Source organism: Telluribacter humicola (assembly GCF_017355935.1).
In the GTDB taxonomy this organism is placed as follows: Bacteria; Bacteroidota; Bacteroidia; order Cytophagales; family Spirosomataceae; genus Telluribacter; species Telluribacter humicola.
The window spans coordinates 1203972-1225212 of record NZ_JAFIQT010000001.1 but is presented as its reverse complement, the minus strand read 5'-3'; the positions used below and the strand labels follow the sequence as shown (position 1 = coordinate 1225212).

The window sequence follows — 21241 nt, the reverse complement described above, 5'->3', positions numbered from 1 at the left end:
AAGACTCATTTTGGGCTATACGTTCCTCCTCCTCCTACTGCCGCCCAAATGCAATTTTTACCTTTTATATTATTATTTTGTTAACCCTGTATTCTGATCTGATCCTTTTTCTATTTTTACATCATCATCTAACATATCTATTCCCATGAAAACAAGTACTTTGATACTTTCCCTACTGGTATCTTGCTCTGCCCCGGCACTGGTAACAGCAGGAACTCTTCCAGCAACTACCATTACAGCTACTCAATCAGTAGCGGACCTACAGGACTATGTAGGTACTTATAAGATAGCCGACCTCCCTTTCGACAAGATCGTCGTTACTACCCAAAACGGAAAACTGCACTACGTAGCCGGTGAGTATGAAGGTGATTTTACAGAAGTAAGCGGCAAGGCCGACACATACAGCGCAAATAACGGCGAAGCTACCGTAACATTTGTCCGGAATACCGAGGGTAAGGTAGCCAAACTGAGACTTCAGATCCCAGATGGTATCTTTGAAGCCACCAAAGACGTGGCCGCTACCGCTTCCCTGTCTGACTACGTAGGTAAGTACAAGATGGAGGGGTTGGACTTTGAACTACTAACCCTGACGCTCAAGGACGGCCAGATCCACTTCCACAGTGATACTGTTCAGGGGGTATTCACACCCGTAGCCGGAAAGGCCGATACATTCGATGCAGAGGGACAGGCGATGGTGAAGTTTGAGCGTAACGATCAGGGTAAAGTTTCTAAGATCGTTGTCGATACCCAGGGCAAAACCTTCTACGGCACTCCTATAGCGCAGTAGAGTAGCATCATAGATTTTCCCAGGCCCCGCAGCAGTTCTCGACTTCTGCGGGGTTTCGTTTTTATGGTGTAGTGATATACAGCCTTCGTCCACTGATTTTTTCGGCTCTTCACGGTTTTCCAGATGATGCTGTCTTTTGCCCTCCTCCGCCGGGCGGGCCAATTCCATTGCGGGGCGTTCTCCCCACGCCTCTGTACCCTGCGGGCCTGCGCAAAACCAGCCGCACATAGCCCCACAGGCTAAGGTCGGCTTAGGGGAGAGCTGAGAATCTTTGCAGGGTGCCTACCTGTATCGATATGTCTATTTTGAAAACTAACACCTATTGCTACTAAACATGAACAATGTAAGCTCTATCAGCCCTCTCATAAACCGCCTTATTTTACAGCCATTTGTGCGGCTGGCTTTGGGCAGGGCTGTAAAATTTAGCGGTGTTGAGAGGGCGGGGCACGCCCGGCCGTGAGGGCGAAAGACAGCATTACCCGAAAAAGTGGGAACTACACCTTCTCATACAGCACTGCCCTACCTCATTTCAGTAGTTAACCCCTTCCCTGTACTTTCTACACTACTACTCCACTATAACCATATCATCAACCACCTATGTCATCCAACCGCCGAGAATTTATCAAACAACTGGGAGCCGGAGCCGCCGGTGTAAGCCTGCTATGGGGCTTCCCCGAATACCTAACCGCCTACCCCCTCAATACCAAAAAGCTCCTGAGAAGCGCCTCCCCCGAGGCACAAGGCATGGACTCCACCGGGATCATCAACTTTCTGGATGCGGTAGCCAACAGCAAGCACGAGTTTCATAGTATCATGATCCTGCGGCACGGACAGGTCGTAGCCGAGGGCTGGTGGAACCCCTACCGCCCCGACCTGAAGCACACGATGTACTCCATGAGCAAGAGCTTCACCTCCACAGCCATCGGCCTGGCGGTGCACGAGGGTAAGCTGACGGTGGAGGATAAAGTAATCTCCTTCTTCCCTGATAAGGTACCTCAACAGGTCAGCGACAACCTGGCGGCGCTACGGGTGAAAGACCTGCTCACGATGTCGGTAGGGCACGAGAAAGATTCTACGCCTGAAATACGTACGGAAGACGACTGGGTACAGAAGTTCCTGTCGTTGCCTATCAAGTACAAGCCCGGCACCCAATTCCTCTACAACAGCGGCGCTACCTACATGCTGTCGGCCATTGTGCAGAAGGTAACAGGGCAGCGCGTCCTGGACTACCTGAAGCCCCGGCTGTTTGACCCGCTGGGTATTGAGGGAATGGACTGGGAGCGTGACCCGAAGGGCATTGATACCGGAGGCTGGGGCCTGCGCGTTCGGACGGAAGACCTGGCGAAGTTTGGACAGCTGTACCTGCAGAAAGGCCAGTGGAACGGCAAGCAACTGATTCCTGCCGCCTGGGTGGAGGAAGCGACTACTTTCAAAATACAGCAACCGGTACCAGCCGACAACCCCGGCGCCAAGGAGAAGAGCGACTGGCTGCAGGGCTACTGCTACCAGTTCTGGCGGTGCCGCCACAACGCCTACCGGGGCGACGGGGCCTTTGGCCAGTATACTATCGTCATGCCCGATCAGGATGCTGTCATAGCCATTACCAGCCAGAGCAGCAATATGCAGGGCCAGTTGGACCTCATCTACGAGCACTTGCTCCCCGCTATGCAGGCTAAAGCTTTACCGGCTAATGCCCAATCAGCAACGGCCCTAAAGACTAAACTGGCCGCCCTGAGCCTGCCGCCCCTCCCGGCGCAGAAAACATCACCTATGGCCGCTAAAGTATCAGGTAAGACCTTCAAGGTGGAGGATAATGCACTGAACATACAAAGCGTAACCTTCAACTTTGGGAAAGATAGCGGTACCCTTACCTTCAAGGACGCCACCGGTACTTACCCCATCACCGTTGGCCTAGGTAAATGGAAAGAGGGTATTACCTCCCTGCCCGGCACACCCCCCAACCTGGTGGTGACCAAGGTACGCAACATTACCAGCGCCCCCGTAGCCGCCAGCGGTACCTGGAAGGATGACAACACCTTTGAGATGCTATGGCGGTACATCGAATCCCCGCACCACGACCTGGTAACCTGCCGCTTCGAGGGTGATACGATAAGCCTCCAGTTCAGGAACAGCATCGTAGCTATGAATCCCAACGCAAAAGACGCCCGTCCGGAGCTTAGGGGGCAGCTTGTGTAGGAGAAATAGATTCCGTGCGTAGTGCTCGAGGGAGCACTACGCACTACTTAAATCTTCTTCATGCTTTTTTGGAGGCTACTGAGCTACTCCCGAAACGGCAGAACGGTGGTAGCTATGGGATTGAGCACTATCCTTGCGTTGGGATTGCAGCTTGTGGTACGTGAAGTAGGAAATAATCAGGATCGCCAGCACAAAGAGCGGGAATAGGCTGTACTCCCCCATTCCATCCACGACCCAGTGACTCACGCTGGCGGACAACATAGTAAATACAAATCCGGCATACGCCCACTCTTTGATCCGCGCCGGTACCAAAGGCAGTATCAATGCCAGCGCTCCCGCCACTTTGAAGACCGACAACATCACCCGAAAGTAGTCCGGGTAGCCCAGGTGCCGGATGCCTTCTACGGCTAATTCAGTATGGGACGTTAGAGCCGGCATGACGCCTTCAAAAAGAAAGATAAATCCGGTGGAAGCCCGGTAGGTAATTTTGAGTGCTTTAGTAGTAGCCATAGTTTCTGGTGTTTTGGTTACTACAAAGTAAGCTCACCCACCCGACTTCGAGGCGGTGCATTCGGGACATTAAGGGGGGCATTTACGACAATTTGCAGACCTACTTCATCAGTCTATACACGTACACATCCCGATCCGCCCACCGCGTCTGCTGTTCCCTGACCAGGCCGTTCTTCTCCGCGACACGTTGTGATTTAGTATTTCGGAAGTCGATGATGGAAATGATGGAGGGGGCCAACTTATGATCAAAAACATAGTCGATAAAGAGCCGGGCTGCCTCGGGCGCATACCCTTGCCCCCAGTACTTGGGCAGGACATGGTACCCTACTTCCAGCTCCATCTGCCCATCCACTTCCTGTAGCAGGAGCCCGCACTGGCCGATGAGTTTACCCGTCTCCTTATGGATGAAGGCCTGCAGACCATACCTTTGATCCTGGTAGCGCCCCAACTGCCGGTTGATCCAATACAGGGCTTTTTCTTCTGCCCTATCCAGACCGAATTTTGGAAGATATGCTACCGCTTCCGTGTCCTCACAGAACTCGATCCAAGCCCCTGCATCTTCCGGGACTAAGAAGCGGGTAGTGAGCCGTTCCGACTCTAAATTGTCCTGATAGATATAGTGATTTTTCATGAAGAAAAGTTAAGAAACTGGCTGCCATTCTCTTACCACAAAACCCTCCTCACCTATCAGGACATGGTACAGCTCATCAAAGCCTTCCTCATAACCCGGCCTTTCTAGCCGCTTGTAGGCACCTCTGATCCCTATTTCAGGAATGTTTTCCTTACCCATTCGTGTACTGTTTCTCCGTAAGGCATCCTCCACCTTCGACTCAAAGTAGTACCCCACCACCCTGAACTTCCTGGCTTTGGCCGCTTCTATATACTTAGCCCGCTCCACCTTCGTCAGATTCGTATTATCTATCACAAACTTCTGTTGCGTACGCAGACAGAGCTCCATAAACTGGCTCTCCATATTCCTCGTATTCAACATATCCAACGAGATCCGCACATGCGTCTTCAGGAATTGGTCCCGGTAAAAAGTAGTCTTACCAGTAGCCTGAAGGCCGCAGAAGATGATGGATTGCATAGATGAATGTTATTGAACACTAAGGCTCATATTGTACTTTCTCTCCCAAATTAGCTAATTAGAAATAAACTAAACTAATAATCATGCTAAAAACATCGAGCCCATAATAAAGTATTATTACCTAAAACAGGTGATCCAAAATTTAAATAAATTCCCTCAGTCTTCATAATAAAATGATTCAGGATACCCCTTCTGCTTGTTTAGATTTAGCTCTAGCTTTGTAATTGTATTGTCGCAAAGAGCAGCGACAGTGAAAGCCTCATATGCTACAATCCTTACAGTAGCCTTATTATTAACAGGCATAAGGTAGATTTCTGGTTGAGGAAATGTACTATCTAATAGCACTACAACAGTACTGGTTAGCTGTGTATTATTAGTAGCCTCTACAGTTATGATAACATCATAGAGGTTTGGGTAAGATGAGGGTTTTACTTCGGCAAATAACCTACGCCCATTATCTTCCGACATTCCTCCCCAGCGACCTGCCTGGGTGTCATCAGGTACTAAAACAGGAGTCCTCACAAGCAAATTACTTACCAAGCGTTTTAACTCACTAAGCCGCATGGCCTTGTCTTTATTGATATCGCCAATATCATTGAAGGCCTCTTGCACCTCGGCTTTAAGATCTATATCCTCTACATTAGACAAGTTTTGATTGATGTCTTTGAATGCATTTCTAGCTATGTCTTCCTGCTCCTTTCGAGAGATCGTTAGTAGCGTACCGAATTTGGTACGTGTCCAGAAATAGCCAGCAAAAAAACCAATTCCTATATAAGAATTAAGGATTCCGTAAGAAAGAGTTGTATATATATTATTTGGAACTCCATTTGAGAAAGACGATGCAATAGTTGTAGCTACTCGGTCAAATAAAGATGCAATTTCTCTAAACTCAACCAATGCTAAACCAACTAATATCTTAGTCAACCAGTCGGAAACTTCTTCCAAGTTCGTATTGTCGCCAAATAAGATACTAGCATCAGATGTAGTATTTTTACTTTTATCAAACTTAAATCGTACACTCCTTGGTATGCCAAACAAAAAACCAAATAAATATCCAATAATTGAAGTTGCGCATATTATCACAAAACAGTTTAGGATTGAAAGCCATAAGATTACGCCACCTTTAAAAAAATGAGCGAACAATAAAGACAATATAATAAGAGTTATTACAATAAATGAAGCTCTTATAAAACGAAGCACACCAACAGAACTATCGCTTGACTTAGTATAAATAGAGAATACATCTAAAAGTCCAACCAGTGCTTTATTCATAACTTTATTATATTGTATAATAAAATAATCGGGCATGTAAGCCTATACACTTAACTTATTATAAAACAGTAAATGTTAAAAGGTTTGAGATTACTGTTATGTGTGGCACTTTATAAATGTAAGACGAAACTGGTGCTTTGTCAAAATTAGGCAAACTCCCTAACCAGCCTTTCTCATTAGCACTATCAGTTGATAAGGTCAGGCTAATGCGATATGTACCGGTTGTTGTAGGAGTAAAATCCCGAAAAGCAATTAATGGCAGGTAAGCCCTACCTGACGCTGGTTGAGTAGGGTCAAACGATTCTCCAGGTTGCAGTTCTATAAAGTCACTAGCTCTTATGGGTGCTGTCATTTCAGGCCATTCTGGAATCAATTGCTGATAACCTGGACCTTCTATTTTAGGAATATAGCGAGGGAAACGCACTCCAACCTCGGAACCATCGAGGACTCCTACTATCCAAATAGGCTCTAAAGAGATATTACGAATCTTTATAGCAATAGGAAACGGTTTGTTCACCTTTACAAGTGTCTGTTCGGTCCATGAGCTTTGTGGAAAAATGGTTACAGTAAATTTATCGCTCTGCTGGTGTTCCTGTGCTTCTTGTTTCATTCTGAAAGGTTATTTAGATAATTCCAGAGTAGTTTGTTTGCTGGCGCCAGCAAACAAACTACTCTGGAATGGAAACAAAAAACAACAAGTTAGTAATTATTTCTTCTTACTGCGCTTTGGCTTTGATTCTGTTCCAGAAGTATAATCAACTCCAAGAATTGGTGCTGCCTGGCTACTGATACGGTCCTGAACAAAGGAAGGTATATGTGGCTTCGAAAAATAGTTGACCATATCCTGGCAAGTGCTCTGAGCACCTGCAACATCACCCTGTTCCTTTTGAACTTCAGCCAATCGTTGCATAGCCATATTAAGCGTTATGTTGTCCAGTCCAACTTCTGCCATTGAATCTGCCGTTGGGTCTGCGGCAATTGTTTGTCCGCAGGCACCAGAGAGCAGATCTTTAGAAAGCATATAGTCTGCTGGCCGAACGGATACTAACTTAGATTTTAGATCTGTTTCTATTTTTTTAAATGGCCGGGAGGCATTCATTCCTTTTACAAGTTTGGCGTAAATAGCCATTGGATGGCTTTTGTGTTTCCCTTGAATCATTTCTTCAAAAGCATCATTGCCTTTTTGTAAGGTTTCACCGTCAGACCCAAGTAAATACAAAAGCTTGCCTTGGTCTTCTCCTAAAAACAAGTTAGCAATCTCACGCTCTTGCTCGTTGATTGGCGCATCTACGCGTAACCGCAATGTATTCGAAAATACTTTTGAACCGTCCATTGCGTGGTATACTGCCCGCAGTTCGTATGCACCCGGATCATCAAAATAAAATCCCTTCTTTCCGTAGCCAATGTAAGCGCTATCATAAGCCGCAGGCATATTGACATCCATATATTCTACCTCTGGTTCAGCACATTGCTGAAGCAAAGGCTGATAAATCTGGATTTTTCCATTAGATCTCTTTATAGCTATTTGTACGTAACCATAATTTGGGTGGATGCGGGTATTTACCCGCTTTCCTCGTATATCAGTGAGCTCTAACTTTAACTCTACCACGATGGGCTCACCAAAATAGTAGCTTTCGGCTGCTTTAATGGAAAGGCGTAAGCCTGATAAGTCCTCAATTGGATCCGCAAATAAAAGTGGGTCTAAGTCGGCTGCTCCCAACCCAAACGGATTCCCGCCCATAATTATATCATTCCGGAAAGCATGCCGGAGGTGAATTAATTCTAAGTCATCAAATTGAAAAGGGAAGGCCGCCCAGTACGCAGCGGCACCTGTCAAACCTCCCGAACGGTAATAATCCGGATAATGCATCCAGGACAAAGCATCCAAACGGTTAGGCTGAGGGGGCTGCATGTACTCTTTATGATGTGAGTGGTATAAATTGAAACAATGCCCTAACTCGTGGACGTACGTTCTGAGTTGAGCCCGAACAATTTGGTCTGTAGAGCCACCAATAACATCATGAAAAACGGCGCAACCCTGCCGTTGATCCCTGTCAAACATGATCCCTCGTAAGCCAGGGCCATTCTCGTGCAGAGTGGCGGCAAGTAGCCATACTCGCCATCCTGGCTCATTATGATATCGACTAAAATGATTTTCCATCGCCGTGTGTAACTCACGGTTTGTCCATTTGCTGTCAATACCTGCCCCATCAAAAGGTACTTCGTTAGTTCCATCTGGATCAGGCATATCTATACCTGCTTCCGCAAACGCGGCCGCTACGGTAAGCGTTCGGTCTGGACCACCTGATGGAAGTACGCCCGTTTTATAAGATTTGAATGGTTGCACACTCTTAACAAAATCCATTTCAAACTCAACCCTCCGGAAAAACGATGATTCAAAAGCACAGGTATATTGCGCTCCCGGAACACCGGCCGTAGTCATAAATTGAGCAACTGCTGAAGCGGGAGGCATAAATCCATCAACTCGCGGGATGGTAATCCAGAGCCTGGGTGAGCCTGTTGTGAACGTAAAAATCCCCTCTCCATCTATGATAACTCTTTCCTGCTCCGATGTATGCGTTGGTGTGATAACTGTAAGGGTAGGTGTGGTAACAATGAAAGAGCCTACATAAGTAATGGTACCGCCCACAGTTTGGTAGAAGTCTCCGCTAACACGGCGTGTTGGCCGGAGACCGTCCACATCTATACGTAACTCTAATTCAATATTGCTTCCTGGTGATTTGCCACGATATCTACCGCTAACATTTCGCTTTTGATTTTCGGCAGTAGTTTCTTTTCCAACGTTACTTGACCTGAATGAGTTTTGAGCTGTTGAGGGGTAGGTAGCTCTCTCAGGGGCAGATTTATCGTATTCTACATTTTCAGGTTCATACGTCGCTTTCCGCATTAGAATATTCTGCATACGGGCAACCTGGTCAACTGAGTAATTCAATCCATTTCCAGTCATGTTTAGGCCAGAAACAGGAGCTGTTGTAGGGTCAATAGTATACATAAAAATTCATGTTTAGATTAATAGCAAGGCGGTGTTAATCAAGGATAAATGTTATAGAACTTCGGTGAGTTATAAGTGTAATGACCCATGTAAGTAACAACGCTGTTGCAGCTTGAACTTATAGAAGAATGGCCATTCTATTTCAGGAAAATTAGAATATCATTGTTAATACTTAAACAAGTATGGCACCATCAGCAAATTATTTCAGCAGTGAACTAAGAACCATATATAGGTGAAAAAACTTGTACTAGATCATGATATCCTACGTAGCATTTAACGTATGAAAGAGGTAAGTTGTCCTACTATATTAAAGCCAGCAAATTAGTTTCACTAGAACAGCCACTGATTAGCAGCCCAATTATTAACCAGCAGCTATTCCGTAACATCAAGCCAGTATTGGGTGCAGATTAAGCAATTGTGAGTTGACTATTTGATATAGTAATTTGCGCAATCGCAAAGTCACCACCTTCGTCATCATTATTTACTCTTGAAGTGTATGAACTCTGAGAATTACTGTTAGCTAAAACTTGAAAAGTTCTTTGACCGTCTAAATCATTATTGTCTTCAGAGGTCCCCTCAAACATTTTAAACTCGCCATCAACAATAACATCTCCATTTGGATTGACTATCTGAGCAGTGAGATATAGCTCTATTCTTATTTCACCGCCCATCTTCACTACAAACTCCATGAACTGCTGAGGTAAATGGGTGGTAGATAGAGTCACAGAATTAGTTTTTGTTCCACGCCAAGTTTCATTTGATCCCCAAGCTTCATCATCTTCAATATATAAAGTAACAGTAGCTGTAACTAGTTGTGAGGTCCTTGTTTCGGCAGAACTTACAAGCTCAAGACTAGACATTGATATTGGTCTTCTTATTGTTAAAGCACCAACATTAGAAATACTAAAGCTAAGGGAATTAGTAGATGTTGAACCTATAAATTTTCTAAGCTCATCCTCAATCTTTTTGCAAGTAACCAGTAAAGGCTTCTTTGATATTTCAAAGTTTATTAACCTATCTGTCACTGTATAATTACCCATTATATTACCAACAGGTGTAGGTATCGAATATTCTCCCGAATTAGTATTCCCAATGAATGCACCACCTATCGAAGTTATACCGTCTTCAGCTTTCTCAACAAGTTGATCTATAGGCTCATTGAAATTAATGCTAATATTACATTGTGCCATAATAGTTATTTGCCTTTATGTTTAAACATTATATTATTCGAAGTTTACCTTCAATAAAACTTCCCCTTATACAGGCTAGTATACAGCAATATCTCTGTAATAACTGAAATAAAGCTTAAATAAGTATTTACTTTTACTTAGTTGCTCAATACCTTACATAACGCTGGCAATGCTGTTTGTAGCAACTACAACCGATATAACAGTATTCCAGCCGACTCTAACTAAATCGCATTATGTGCGTTATCGTTTTTGTATTCAATAGGATTCTATATAAACATAATTTGATTAAATATGCAGTTATAGGTAGCGGTTACCTACAACTGCAGTACTCATCTTTGACCCTTCTATCTAGGTGTCCACCCACCACAAGATGCATCTGAGTTAACATTAATTCTCACATCTTTAACTAGATCTCCAATTTTCGCTAAGGCGCAACCTTTGAATGAAACTTCAAAAGCTGGTGCAGCACCGGCTGCACCTGTTGCGATTGCTGCTGCTACTGCTGCTGATGCCGCAATTACTGCGCAATCAATTATATCACTTTTAACTTTGTCTGTAAAGTTAGACGGATACGATAGTTCAGCATAGACCTTCCTGTGACACATTCGTGTAAATAACTGTGGAGTTTTAGTACAAATCTTCTTACCAAGAACTTTCACACAAGTCATTTTCCAATCAGTTTTAAACTCTGGCCAACTATGAATTGAAGCGATGTCAAGCCGTTTTGTTTCTCTATGAGCGTCAGCTGCAATATCTACGGCAGACCTAAAGAGGGAATTAGCAGAGATTACATCCTCTAATTTCTCCCAATTCAACTCTTGATCCTCATTATACTCGGCTTCTTCCAAGGAAAATTCCTCAAAGGTAACCTCCTCTTCCACATAACCTTTTTCGGTCATGTAACCAATTTTTACTCTTTCCATATTCTTATGATTTTTGTTATTTAATTATTCATTACTTCTTGCTATTAACCAATAATATAGCACTCAACATATGTAATCTTGTGGATATCGTAAATTAAAAACCTGTATGCTAATTTATGTCATTAGAAGTGTTGTAGTATACCAGCAATCGCAATGTTTCATTCAGCTATTTAACTGTGATATAAAACTTAGCACATTGGACTTACAGTCGATATTTATGATTATCAGTAACCTTTAAATATGTTAAAATAATAAAGCTTTTACTTGCTGTGAGTTTGGGCCTAATATATATACATATTTAAAATAACTTTACTCCACTAATAAATAAAAAAATATTTAAACATAATACGGTTTAAAAAATGTAGCCTTTTTCATTATTTCTAATTTGAGCAGACACCAGTCAAAGGCTCTGACCTGGCAACATTCATAATTCATATTTATTATAACCAGCTAACATTTGAATACACCTTGCCCCCCAATTAATTATCAGAATGATCGTTGAGCAATATTGTTGTCTAGTGGAACCAACTTTGAGTTTAGAATTGGTGCGCTCGTTATGTTCTCCAAATTACTTCGGTCACCAGCAGCACTAACTCCGAATAGCAGGTTATCTCCGGCAGCTTGTGGTGTCCAGGAGAATGGCCCAGTGATAAGTGATCCACCTAGCTTTATAGTTTTGGAGATTGTCTTCGGAGTATTTGCTAAGAGCTTCCAATCTGTTTATGCGCTCCCGTTACGCCCATCTGCTTGCCGTCTACCCGGACAGTAACACCTGCATCCCAAATTGGCAAGCCATATACAGTTTGATCATAGGCTACGGTTACACCTGTTCCTACTGCTTTCTCTTCCTTAAACCGCAGCTCGACTCCCGCGTTTGTCAAGCTTATTCCAGCAGTTGCTGCAAAATTTGCGGTCTCTTCAGGGGCGAAATCAAAAACAGCGGCTGTATCACGCAGGTACTGCTCTGCTAATGTACGGAGAGTAAGTGGTGTTGATATATCAAGTGAAAACAATTCAGCACTGGCAGGGCGATACTGGCGAGGATGAGATAACTGGCGAACTTTACCGCTAGCATCCCGGCGCACCTTTACATCTGGAGTAAGTTCAATAGCCATATTTCTTTAATCTGCAATGATATCTGTAGATTCAAATGCATTCGCGACACTAATAGCCCATACTGTTCTTGAGTCGTAATTAGCTGGATCGCATTTTACGGAGATATGAATATGCCTATCATGTGGATTAGCTCCTGTGTAAGGTCTCCATGTCCAAGGATCGGCACCACCAATAGCAGCCGAATTCATAATTTTTTTATTCCAAATCACATACTTCACACGTGGATCTCTATTTGTTTCTAAAGTGGACGCTAGTATGTTACAATCACATCTCTTCTGCGGGTCATGAGTTATATCCATTGCTGTTACAATTCCCTTACCGTCAGAACCTAACACATGGGGATTATGATCAGACGTGCGGTTTTGATGAGAAATATCGCCAATAGTCCCATCAGAAACTTTACTTCGGTTGGGTGCTAGTGTATTGACCTGAGCAAGTAATTGTTTCAGGCTCTCCGCAGTTCGCCAAGGCTTGTTCGTCCAAGGTTGAGGGTTTTTATCGCAAGAAGTAAGTTCAACTATACCTTGGTGCGTCAACTCATCGAAAGCTTCCTGATCGTCTCCCGGATTTACAGCTATAGGTGCAAGTACATTTGACGAAACATAACCCGTTACAGAGCCATCATCTGTTCGAATTCTTGTGTAGCTGCCTGCAGGGTTCAGCACCGTAACTCGGGTACCAGCCTTAAGCTTTCCATTTGGAGGGCTGGCTTGAGCTGGGTGTCTGTACCATACCGTATCTTCAATAATTATAAAGCCATTGGAGAGACCAAGTGAAACTTTATCAAAATTATTTGCGGTAGTTATTTGAGCTGCATCCGAGGAAATTTGGAATGAATGACTTGTTTCGATATCTAAGTCAATTTGCTGTTGATTGGAACCTACTTCAACAAATAGCCCTAAATTAAACTTATTAGGATTGGAAGAAGAATTAAATTCTACAGCAATTGTGCTTTCGGACAAAAGAAGCCTTGCCCCATTACTTTCTGTCCTAAAATCAACGTCCCATCCTTCATGATTGAGTACCACTTGCGCTCCATTAAGCAGGTTGATTATTACCCAATCAACTGTTCCTTCAAATTGAATTTTGTGTATTGTCATCTTCTTAATTACAATTGGTTGAAGTTTATTTTTCCATGAACTTAACAATGGAATTAAGTATTATCTTTTAAATACCTAAATCTTTAAATAAATTGCAAATCATTTTCTTGATATCTTCAAGCTTTTAAGTGAAGAGAGCAATGGATTATAATTGGTGTATATTTATTCTAAAGTAGCATTATCCATACAACATTTAGACGAATATCCTGTAACAAGGCACGAAGCTCCTTTACTACATCTGATAGAATTATCCATTCACTCTGCTCATCATCTATTGAAATAAGTGACATCACTATATGCCAAGCATCGGATTGTTAAACTTTTCATCTAGCATATGACAAATGGTCTTCTGAAAGTGAATAGCGGCCTTTAACCAAGGCCTGCCTAGCTATTTCAGTTAAATCGAAAGCTTGGATCATCGCCAAAAAAAATCCTTTTAGCAGCTTTGAAGCCTTTGCCTATCTTGGTCATGAAAATAGAGAACTCAGACAGAATTGCACTTGCATCGAAGAGTTAAGCTTATTCAGTCTTGTCTAATCCTTTATTCTTTTCTAGAAAGAATACTTGAGTTTGCCAGTTTAGAGAAACCATAATTGATCGTTTTGATACTTTTCCACTAATATTTTTAAGGCACATACAATAAACTCCTGGATCAAGTTCAATATTACAGACCGACCACGGTTGCCACTCTGTTGTATATACACCAACATGTGGGTCACCCAAATCAACTAATATTTGACCATTCCAATTACGGAGAGTAAAAAATAACAGTTGGGTCAATTTTATAATTTGGATGCCATCTGCATGTGTTTAAAGCCCTTGAACAAAGGAAAATCTTCCAACGTTTAGCACGAGTAGAGTCAGAAATAAAAATTGATTTTTAAGCATAAGTAGCTATACAAGTTTATGTATATTATTAGTTATTCATAGTTTAAGTTTTAAATAATAATAAAAACACACAAACCCCTTACATATGTTTTCATGTAGTGGAATTATTACATTGGTGATTAAGTACTAAAAAAAGAGGTACTGATCTAAGGAACTAATATATAACAATGCGACCAGTTAAACTTTGATGAATATTTCTTACCTATAAGTAGGTATAATAACTATTGTTTATTTCTTGACTTTCATCAAGTAAATTTTCTTTACATGATTAGCCAGTTTTAAAATCATTAACAACAAAATTGAAGGCAAGGAGACTAGTCCCTCAATTCAACATAAAGCCTAGTTCCTTAATGATCAAGTGGTATAATAGAGTTAACCGCTGATTGAAATCACATGATACTTGATTAAGTATCCGATTAATGATGAAGTTTCGCAACTGAGATAAATTTATTAAAGAGACTTCAATAATCACATACTTCAATATAGTTTTTTTACCAAAATTTATCCAACGGTAACTTACGCTATTCATTAGCTACTACCAATACTTATAAGTTGTATTATAACCCTACTTATAATTTAATTATCTAATACAATTAGCGACGCCAGTTATCGCTGGTGAATATTTTGGAGATGCATTGCCTGAGACGATACTGTTAGTCAATATCATTATGGCTGCGGCTAATGTTGTTGGACTTCCTCTAAGGACTATACATTGCTATTCCATCTTCACTTTTCTTACAGTATTTGCCTCCTCAACTCTCGAAAACATTCCCTCTCCAACAAGGTGTTTAAGATATATGGTAGCAAAGTACTAGCCATTGGTGCATTGACTGATTACATTACATCCCGATAACCAACCTAAACGATGAAGTAGTACTATGAAAAATTTCTTACTATTTATTATGCTTTGCCTTACCCACCTGGCCAATGCGCAAAGAGTTACTGGCACCGTCCGGGATGCCAATGGAGAAGCCCTGGCGGGGGCCTCGGTGGTGGAGAAAGGCACTACCAATGGGACTAATACCGATGCCAGTGGTGCTTTTTGGATCACTACCCAGACAGGCAATCCGGTGCTGGTGGTATCGTTTGTGGGCTTTCAGCTGATGGAAGTACCGGTCAATGGCCGGACGAGCCTGGCCATCACGATGGAGGAGACGACTACGCTGCAACAGGTGAATGTGGTGGGGTCACGCAACCTGAACCGGTCGGTGACGGACTCCCCGGCTCCCATTGATGTGATTGATATCCGGGAGGTGACGACCAAAACGGGCCAACTGGACATCAACCAGCTGCTGCAGTTTACGGTACCATCGTTCAACTCCAACCGGCAGACAGGCTCGGACGGTGCTGACCACGTGGACCCGGCGACGCTGCGGGGGCTGGGCCCAGATCAGACGCTGGTACTGGTTAACGGCAAGCGGCGGCACCAGTCGTCGCTGGTGAATATATTTGGTACCCGCGGCCGGGGCAATACCGGCACTGACCTTAATGCCATTCCGGCGGCGGCCATCGAGCGGATCGAGGTACTGCGCGACGGGGCTTCGGCTCAGTACGGCTCAGACGCCATTGCGGGGGTGATCAACATCGTACTAAAATCTAATGTCAACGAATTTACGGGGAACCTCAACTTCGGGACCTACTCGGCCAGCTACCGCTACGATGACAGGAAATTTGACGGGGGCAACCTTAACGTCAACGGCAACTACGGCTGGCGGATCGGGAAGGATGGCTTCCTGAACCTGACGGCCGACTACAACTTCCGCGACCATACCAACCGGGCCAATACCTCTCCCGAAGATGAGCTGCAGCGCCGCCAGTACGGTGATCCTAAGATCCAGAACACGTCGTTCTATGCCAATTCGGAAATACCCGTCAGCGGCAACGCCCGGCTGTATGCCTTTGGTGGGTTAAACCTGCGCAAGGGCGATGCCTACGCCTGGACGCGCTTCGCGGATAGTGACCGCAATCTACCGGCCATTTATCCCAATGGATTTGATCCGATCATTTCCAGTGATATTGTGGATGGGTCACTGGCGGCCGGTATCCGGTTTGATCTGAAAGGCTGGGCGGGTGACTTTGGCAATGTGTTTGGCTCCAACCGGTTTCTCTTCGGAGTGAACAATACGCTGAACGTTTCGCTGGGCGAGCAGTCGCCTACGGCATTTGACGCGGGAGGCTTTCAACTGCAGCAGAATGTAACGAGCCTCAACTTTACCCGCTTCTTTAAGGATAAACTGCAGGGCCTGAACCTGGCCTTTGGGGCCGAGTACCGCCAGGAGTGGTACCAGATCTTTGCCGGTGAAGAAGGCTCCTACCGGGCCTACGACATCACCAAACCGGCCGGTTCGCAGGGCTTCCCGGGTTTCCAACCCGGTGACGAGGTACAGGCGAGCCGCTCCAATGTGGGCGTCTACTTCGACGCCGAGGCTGACTTTACCCGGGCTTTCATGGTAGGTGCGGCCCTGCGATTTGAGAATTACAGTGATTTTGGAAGTACGCTGAACGGGAAGCTGTCGAGCCGCCTAAAGGTGAGTCCGGCCTTTACGCTGCGTGGTACTCTCAGTACGGGTTTTCGGGCTCCGTCGCTGGCGCAGATCTACTTCAACTCCACCTTTACCAACTTTGTCAACGGACAGGCAGTGCAGGCCCTGCTGGCCCGCAACAACAGTCCCGTGACGCAGGCGCTGGGTATCCCTCCGCTGAAGCAGGAAACCTCCACCAACGCCAGTCTGGGCTTTACCAGTCGGCTGGGTGGCAATCTGAGCCTGACTGTAGATGGGTACTATGTTAAGATCCGGGACCGGGTGGTACTTACAGGGCAGTTTGATGACCAGGACGACGTGATCGGAGCAGACCTGCTGCGGCTGGGGGTAGAGAAAGCGCAGTTCTTTACCAACGCCATCTCCACCCGCACACTGGGTATGGACATTATCCTGGCCCACCTGGCTCCCATCGGCCGGGGACGCCTCAGCACCACGCTGGCTGCTAACTTCAACCGGCTGGACTTCGACCCGAAAACGGATATCCAGACTACCGAAAAGCTGGCCGGTAAGAAAGATATATACTTTGACCTGAGGGAGCAGTACTTTCTGCGGGCGTCAGCGCCACCGTCCAAGATCAACCTGACGCTGGATTACGGCATCAACAAGTGGAGCTTTATCGTGCGCGCTATCCGCTTCGGTGAGGTACAACTGGCGAACTGGGACTACGACGAGAATAATCTGGATATCTATGCACCCAAAGTAGTAACGGATGTTTCGCTCGGCTACCGACTGAGTCCGCACCTGGGGCTGACGGTGGGTGGCTCCAATGTTTTCAATGTGTATCCTACGATGTCCAGCCCGCTGGTAACCGAGACGGGTGGAGCCTGGGACCCGGTGCAGATGGGTAGCAACGGGGCGTTCTGGTTTGCAAAATTCAATATTCGCCTATAAGGAAGACATTCCTTTTACACCTTCTCGGTCTCCTCAGCGGGAGAAAGAAGTTGTCTATCAGTAAGTCATAGGTAGCAATGCGCCTCTCCTGCTTCAGGAGAGGCGCATTGCATTTATACTCTTTCTTTAAACGTGTTTTTCCCCTTCCTGAGGGTACCTGTAGCGGCGGTATCGGATAGGGCTACCGAAGCCAGCTACCAGGTTACAGGATCATCGGCCGGGGGTAGTTGGATGTCCGCATCCGGTGAGACATCAGCAATGCCGGGCATAGATCGTAGCTGGTGAGCCACCTCCTCACTGGCCGAGCCAGTCAGGCAGCCGATCTGATCCAGTACCTGCTCCACTTTAAAGCCCTTTTTGGTGAGGTCCTGCCGGACTTCATCCAGGTCTCTTTCACCAGTAGTGGTCACAATCCATTTTTTGCTTTCAGACATAGCAGTGTTAGTAGTTATCGCTGATTGCTGATCGGCAACCAGCGCCTGAAATAACAGGACAATAAAGAATCCTCTTGTAAACATAAGATAAAGTTGCCAGCAGGCAACAAAGTACCTACTGGCAACGGTTCTGTTTCGCATGGGCTCAGGGAGCTTGCACAAGTCCGGCTCCTACCCGAGGATGTTTAGGTGGGTACGGCGGGAAAAACGGTGGGAATCGTCTGGCCGTCTGCTCTAACTTGCGCCATAACGTAATACCCCGCATATTAGGGGAGGTCTCAGCCCATAAGGCTGCGCAACCTGCCACATGCGGGGTAGCCATACTGGTACCACTGATGGTTCTGTACCGGGTAGGACGAGGCCAGGATGAGAATATATTTACACCCGGACCTGATATATCAATCTTTCCGAACGCAGAGGTAGATGCTGGTCTCAGGGTGGAATCAAGCGAGGCTACTGCCATAACAGTAGGAGAGTTGGCAGGTGCACCCGTCGGCCCAGCGTGATTACCTGCTGCCGCAATGATCAGACAGTTATTGTTCAGGGCGGCCTGACCTGCCGCGGTGTAGGCTGGCTGCACACCTATGGGGGCTCCTAATGACATCGAGATCACAGCACACTTGTTAGCAATAGCCCAGTTCATGCCCGCCAGTACTCCGGCCATGGTACCTGATCCTGAGTTGGTCAGTACTTTACCAATGAAGATAGAGGAGCGAAAGCCAATACCATAGCGGGGCGTGGTACCCGCCGGGGCCTTGGGACCGCAGGCAGTACCGGTACAATGGGTACCGTGTCCATTCAGATCCTGTACCGGCTGACCGACAAAGGACCGGCTCGCAATAGGACGCCCCGCAAAGTCGGGATGTCCCAGATCAAACCCGGTGTCCAGTACAGCTACCTTGATGCCCACCCCACTACGGACACTAGGAGGTACCTTACAGGCATTCAGCCCCCAGGTAGCACCAAGTACTTGTATCTCTTCTTCGAGCTCTACCTGCGAGTGACCATTGCCATACCCGTTGATACGCATCTCCTTAGCGATGATTTCCGTAGCCTGCAGAAATCCACGCAAAAACTCGGCGGAGCCGGTAGTGGTGGGTTCGGCCAACTGAGCGTACTGGGCAGCAAACTGAAAGTACTCAGGATCGATGGACTCAATGGGGCTATCACTGGCAATCTCGAACTGAGCATTCATACTTCGCTCCTGCGCAGCCTCTCCACCGATCAGCGCTACGTTGATTTCCGGAAATACCAGCGCATCGGCATCTCCTACATTTTCCAGCGTAGCGGCCTGGTCCTCGAAGTCACGGGCGTCGGCTACGCGCATACCCTGCGTAGTACCCAGGGAGCGCAGGCCGTCTTCGCTGGCTCCCTCTTTGAAGGTTACCAGATAACGGCCCGTTTCAAGGCTATCGTCGCCGCGTTCCATTGCGGCGAGCAGGAGTTCTTCTACCGAAGAGGAAACTCCATTGGAGGACGAGCCCCCAGAGGAGCCATTGGTTTTCTTTGCCATGATAGTAACATTTTTTGGAGTTGAACTTGATGGGACTGAAGTCCCTGAGAAGTAATGGATAGGGCACCCGGAGGTGCCACCGGAACCCGGTCTCTACGGGTTGACTATCAGGTAGTCCATGCGCACCCGGATGGGAGAATTCCACTCTACATTAAGCCTTACCACAATGGCCCCGTTCCGAACGGCAACATTATGCACGGTATAACGGGAATTTCCGATAAAGCCTTCGTTAGCGCCTCCCCCAAATTCAGTAGCTGATACAAATACCCGGGAATTCGCATTGACAGATCCTATATTGAGCGTATAGGTTTTCTGTCCGTTGTGATTTCCCCAGTCGTGCCGGTAGGTGAATCCGACCCCATGAAGATTCTGAGCCGAAAGATCTGACCCGCCCGGAAAAAGGGATTTGATCTCTGCCTCGTCAACTGTTTGAATAACTTCACCTTGTAATGAGGTGGCGGCCATGGGCTCATGATCCAGTGTGTCCTGAAAATTTTTCATAGAAGTAAAAGGTTAAATGTGAAGTGATTAATATAACCACTGCCTTAGTCGCTAAAACGCGAAACACGGAAACAGAAAATGCCCGGCAGATGAAGATTTTTTTTGAAGTCACAGGCTAGGGCTATGCGAGTACCTTACATAGGGCTTAAGGAGTACTTATGGGGATAATCTTATAGGTAAAGGCTTATGAACAAATGCCGGTAGAATGCCTTTACTACCATTATCAATCTACCTAAAACGAATACGCCTCCCCTGAGACAAGGGAGGCGTATTCGTTTTATCGCTTATATTCTGTTTTCTCTTCTATCAGGAAAGGGCCTGCGGCGGTGGGTTGCCCGTCGGAGAATTGCCCGCCGGTCGGGAGTGGTCTTCTGGTAGCGCTACAAACTCCTGATCGTCGTTAGGTGGCAGGATGATCCGGCCTTCCTTCCAGTCGGCCTTGGCCTGTTCGATGCGTTCCTTGCGGGAGGAGACGAAGTTCCACCAGATAAACCGCTCGCCCAGCGGCTCCCCTCCCAGTAGCATCAGGGTAGTGGGCTCTTTGGCTATGATGATAGGATCTACCCCTTTGGTGAAGACGAGCATCTGCCCGGCACTATAGGCTCTTCCTGCTACTTCCACACTCCCCTTGGCTACGTAGAAGCCCCGTTCGGTATGGCCGGTAGGTAGTCCAAACCGAGCGCCAGTGCCCAGCACAACATGCAGGTAGAATAGGGGGGAGTGTGTCTTCACCCCGTTTTTCAGACCATAAGCCTCTCCTGCTATCAGCCGCATCCATACGCCGGTATCGGTATAGATGGGGAGCTGCTCCGGCTTGTAGTTATCAAAGGCAGGCGCTGCTTCCTCGTCCTGCTCGGGCAGGGCTACCCACGTCTGGATCATTTCCAGTTGTCCGCCCGCCAGAGCCGCCGGGTCTTCAAAGCGTTCGGAATGAGCAATGCCGCTACCAGCCGTCATCCAGTTTACCTCACCCGGACGGATCACCTGCTCTACGCCCAGGCTATCGCGGTGGGTGACCTGCCCGCCAAACAGGTAGCTGACGGTAGAGAGGCCGATGTGGGGGTGCGGCAGTACATCCATGTCCGGTGCCGTCTGTGGCTGTATCTCCACCGGACCGGCGTGGTCCATAAAGATAAAAGGGCCTACCATCCGGCGCAGGCGGAAAGGTAGTATTCTTCGCACATCCATGCCCGGCCCTATGGAGGCTTTCCGGGCTTCTATGACGATGTCTAGCATTTGGAGGTAGTTGTTAGGGTTGTTTGATTTCTTTTGAAAAA

Annotated in this window: 17 protein-coding genes; 3 read left to right on the top strand and 14 right to left on the bottom strand. The window is 46.2% G+C overall.

All coding sequences use genetic code 11. From position 1 onward, the window contains the following. The first annotated feature begins 145 nt into the window (after positions 1–145). The gene (locus JUB14_RS05325) at positions 146–787 is read left to right on the top strand and encodes a DUF3471 domain-containing protein (protein ID WP_207504787.1); all 642 of its coding nucleotides are present in this window, start codon (positions 146–148) and stop codon (positions 785–787) included. Between the two features lie 597 nt (positions 788–1384). Then, positions 1385–2983 (top strand): serine hydrolase domain-containing protein, encoded by a 1599-nt coding sequence (locus tag JUB14_RS05320; protein WP_207504785.1) that lies wholly within the window; start codon positions 1385–1387, stop codon positions 2981–2983. Positions 2984–3058: 75 nt separating this feature from the next. Here the strand turns inward: JUB14_RS05320 and JUB14_RS05315 are convergent, their stop codons facing one another. From JUB14_RS05315 to JUB14_RS05270, 10 genes are all read right to left on the bottom strand, one after another. Next, on the bottom strand, positions 3059–3493 hold the full coding sequence (locus JUB14_RS05315; protein WP_207504783.1) for a DoxX family protein: 435 nt from the start codon (positions 3491–3493) through the stop codon (positions 3059–3061). Between the two features lie 100 nt (positions 3494–3593). Next, on the bottom strand, positions 3594–4124 hold the full coding sequence (locus JUB14_RS05310) for a GNAT family N-acetyltransferase (protein WP_207504781.1): 531 nt from the start codon (positions 4122–4124) through the stop codon (positions 3594–3596). A gap of 9 nt (positions 4125–4133) precedes the next feature. After that, positions 4134–4580 carry an AAA family ATPase gene (locus JUB14_RS05305; protein WP_207504780.1) on the bottom strand — a complete coding sequence of 149 codons (447 nt, stop codon included), beginning with the start codon at positions 4578–4580 and terminating at the stop codon, positions 4134–4136. Positions 4581–4736: 156 nt separating this feature from the next. Beyond that, positions 4737–5852, bottom strand: a complete 1116-nt coding sequence (locus JUB14_RS05300; RefSeq protein ID WP_207504778.1) for a pYEATS domain-containing protein — start codon at positions 5850–5852, stop codon at positions 4737–4739. Between the two features lie 58 nt (positions 5853–5910). Then, positions 5911–6462 carry a hypothetical protein gene (locus JUB14_RS05295; RefSeq protein ID WP_207504776.1) on the bottom strand — a complete coding sequence of 184 codons (552 nt, stop codon included), beginning with the start codon at positions 6460–6462 and terminating at the stop codon, positions 5911–5913. 96 nt (positions 6463–6558) lie between these two features. After that, positions 6559–8865, bottom strand: a complete 2307-nt coding sequence (locus JUB14_RS05290; RefSeq protein WP_207504774.1) for a hypothetical protein — start codon at positions 8863–8865, stop codon at positions 6559–6561. A gap of 407 nt (positions 8866–9272) precedes the next feature. Next, complete coding sequence (locus JUB14_RS05285; RefSeq protein WP_207504772.1) at positions 9273–10055, bottom strand: hypothetical protein; 783 nt, start codon at positions 10053–10055, stop codon at positions 9273–9275. A gap of 344 nt (positions 10056–10399) precedes the next feature. Then, positions 10400–10978 (bottom strand): hypothetical protein, encoded by a 579-nt coding sequence (locus tag JUB14_RS05280; RefSeq protein WP_207504770.1) that lies wholly within the window; start codon positions 10976–10978, stop codon positions 10400–10402. 701 nt (positions 10979–11679) lie between these two features. After that, entirely contained in the window at positions 11680–12093 is a 414-nt protein-coding gene (locus JUB14_RS05275; RefSeq protein WP_207504768.1) for a hypothetical protein, read from the bottom strand. A 6-nt stretch (positions 12094–12099) separates the two neighbouring features. Next, the gene (locus JUB14_RS05270) at positions 12100–13242 is read right to left on the bottom strand and encodes an SH3 domain-containing protein (protein WP_207504766.1); all 1143 of its coding nucleotides are present in this window, start codon (positions 13240–13242) and stop codon (positions 12100–12102) included. 1718 nt (positions 13243–14960) lie between these two features. Between JUB14_RS05270 and JUB14_RS05265 the strand changes: the two genes are divergently transcribed. Further along, positions 14961–17516: a TonB-dependent receptor gene (locus tag JUB14_RS05265; RefSeq protein WP_207504764.1), complete on the top strand. Its 2556-nt coding sequence runs from the start codon at positions 14961–14963 to the stop codon at positions 17514–17516. Between the two features lie 194 nt (positions 17517–17710). Here JUB14_RS05265 and JUB14_RS05260 read toward each other — a convergent pair whose 3' ends face one another. The 4 genes from JUB14_RS05260 to JUB14_RS05245 form a co-directional block, all read right to left on the bottom strand. Beyond that, positions 17711–18034, bottom strand: a complete 324-nt coding sequence (locus JUB14_RS05260) for a hypothetical protein (RefSeq protein WP_207504762.1) — start codon at positions 18032–18034, stop codon at positions 17711–17713. 61 nt (positions 18035–18095) lie between these two features. After that, the gene (locus JUB14_RS05255; RefSeq protein ID WP_207504760.1) at positions 18096–19463 is read right to left on the bottom strand and encodes a S8 family serine peptidase; all 1368 of its coding nucleotides are present in this window, start codon (positions 19461–19463) and stop codon (positions 18096–18098) included. 93 nt (positions 19464–19556) lie between these two features. After that, positions 19557–19964: a hypothetical protein gene (locus tag JUB14_RS05250; RefSeq protein WP_207504758.1), complete on the bottom strand. Its 408-nt coding sequence runs from the start codon at positions 19962–19964 to the stop codon at positions 19557–19559. Positions 19965–20270: 306 nt separating this feature from the next. Then, entirely contained in the window at positions 20271–21200 is a 930-nt protein-coding gene (locus JUB14_RS05245) for a pirin family protein (RefSeq protein ID WP_207504756.1), read from the bottom strand. Positions 21201–21241: the final 41 nt, after the last annotated feature.